The organism is Haladaptatus sp. W1 (assembly GCF_001723155.1).
Classification (GTDB): domain Archaea; phylum Halobacteriota; class Halobacteria; order Halobacteriales; family Haladaptataceae; genus Haladaptatus; species Haladaptatus paucihalophilus.
In genome coordinates this window covers 1-2,143 of record NZ_MEIH01000193.1, presented here as the reverse complement: position 1 = coordinate 2,143, position 2,143 = coordinate 1, and the positions used below count along the sequence as shown (strand labels likewise).

General features: G+C 65.4%; 2 pseudogenes. One reads left to right on the top strand and one right to left on the bottom strand.

Going from position 1 to position 2,143, the window contains the following annotated elements:
- Nucleotides 1-1,095 (top strand): annotated as a pseudogene (locus BG842_RS27405) (lysine N(6)-hydroxylase/L-ornithine N(5)-oxygenase family protein); the annotation flags it as partial.
- A gap of 150 nt (nt 1,096-1,245) precedes the next feature.
- Here BG842_RS27405 and BG842_RS09575 read toward each other — a convergent pair.
- Nucleotides 1,246-2,070: pseudogene (locus BG842_RS09575) on the bottom strand (lysine N(6)-hydroxylase/L-ornithine N(5)-oxygenase family protein); the annotation flags it as partial.
- Nucleotides 2,071-2,143: the final 73 nt, after the last annotated feature.

Below are 2,143 nucleotides of genomic sequence, written 5' to 3'. Positions count from 1 at the left end.
TTCCTCGAACGGAAACCGGAGTTCGAGTGGCACGGCGGCATGCTCATGGAGGACGCGACCCTCGAAGTGCCGTTCCTCGCCGACCTCGTGACGCTCGCCGACCCGACGAGCGAGTACACGTATCTGAACTATCTTCGGGAGACGGACCGCCTCTACGAGTTCTACTTCTACGAGACGTTTCAGGTGCCCCGGCGGGAGTACGACGATTACTGTCGGTGGGTCGCCGACACGCTCGGCAACACGGCGTTCTCCCGCACCGTGACCGACGTTCGGCACGACGAGGACCGGGAGGAGTTCCACGTCACCGCCCGCGACCCGGAAAACGGCGGGACGTTCGAGTACCGCGCGGAGAACGTGGTGGTCGGCGTCGGAAGCGTTCCGCAGGTCCCAGAGGAGTTGCGGGGCCATCCGAGCGAGGACGTGTTCCACACCGCCAGCTACCTCGACCGACGCGAGCGCTGTCTCGACGCCGGGGCGATTACGGTCGTCGGGTCGGGCCAGAGCGCCGCCGAGGTGTTCTTAGACCTGCTCAAGCGACAACCCGAGGCGAGCTACCGCCTCGACTGGCTCACGCGCTCGGAGGGCTTCTTCCCGATGGAGTACTCGAAATTGGGTCTCCAGCACTTCACGCCCGAGTACACCGAGTACTTCTACGACCTGCCACAGGAGCGAAAGGACGACCTCGTGCCCGAGCAAGGGTTGCTGTACAAGGGAATCGACCCGGAGACGAGCGAGGAAATCTACGACCTGTTGTACGAGCGCTCCATCGGCGACGCGGACCCGGACGTCGGCATGCTCGCCACGACCGAAGTCGAGGACATCGAGGCGACGGACGGCGGCTACCGCCTGACCTGCGAGCAGTGGCAGGAAGGCGAGCGGTTCGCCCACGAAAGCGACGTGGTGGTCCTCGGAACCGGCTATCACCGCCCGAGGCCGCCGTTCCTCGCCGGAATCGAGGACCGAATCGGACGCGACGCGAAGGGACGCCTTCGCATCGCCGAGAACTACGAAATCGAGTTCGACGGCGCGGCCCGCCTGTTCGTGCAGAACGCCGACCTGTACAGCCACGGCGTCGGGACGCCCGACCTCGGACTCGATTTCGTAGTTCTCGGCGATGCGAAGGCGTCCCTTCGCGTCGCGTCCGATTCGGTCCTCGATTCCGGCGAGGAACGGCGGCCTCGGGCGGTGATAGCCGGTTCCGAGGACCACCACGTCGCTTTCGTGGGCGAACCGCTCGCCTTCCTGCCACTGCTCGCAGGTCAGGCGGTAGCCGCCGTCCGTCGCCTCGATGTCCTCGACTTCGGTCGTGGCGAGCATGCCGACGTCCGGGTCCGCGTCGCCGATGGAGCGCTCGTACAACAGGTCGTAGATTTCCTCGCTCGTCTCCGGGTCGATTCCCTTGTACAGCAACCCTTGCTCGGGCACGAGGTCGTCCTTTCGCTCCTGTGGCAGGTCGTAGAAGTACTCGGTGTACTCGGGCGTGAAGTGCTGGAGACCCAATTTCGAGTACTCCATCGGGAAGAAGCCCTCCGAGCGCGTGAGCCAGTCGAGGCGGTAGCTCGCCTCGGGTTGTCGCTTGAGCAGGTCTAAGAACACCTCGGCGGCGCTCTGGCCCGACCCGACGACCGTAATCGCCCCGGCGTCGAGACAGCGCTCGCGTCGGTCGAGGTAGCTGGCGGTGTGGAACACGTCCTCGCTCGGATGGCCCCGCAACTCCTCTGGGACCTGCGGAACGCTTCCGACGCCGACCACCACGTTCTCCGCGCGGTACTCGAACGTCCCGCCGTTTTCCGGGTCGCGGGCGGTGACGTGGAACTCCTCCCGGTCCTCGTCGTGCCGAACGTCGGTCACGGTGCGGGAGAACGCCGTGTTGCCGAGCGTGTCGGCGACCCACCGACAGTAATCGTCGTACTCCCGCCGGGGCACCTGAAACGTCTCGTAGAAGTAGAACTCGTAGAGGCGGTCCGTCTCCCGAAGATAGTTCAGATACGTGTACTCGCTCGTCGGGTCGGCGAGCGTCACGAGGTCGGCGAGGAACGGCACTTCGAGGGTCGCGTCCTCCATGAGCATGCCGCCGTGCCACTCGAACTCCGGTTTCCGTTCGAGGAACAGCGCGTCGCTCTCCGTATCGTCGAGCAGCGCC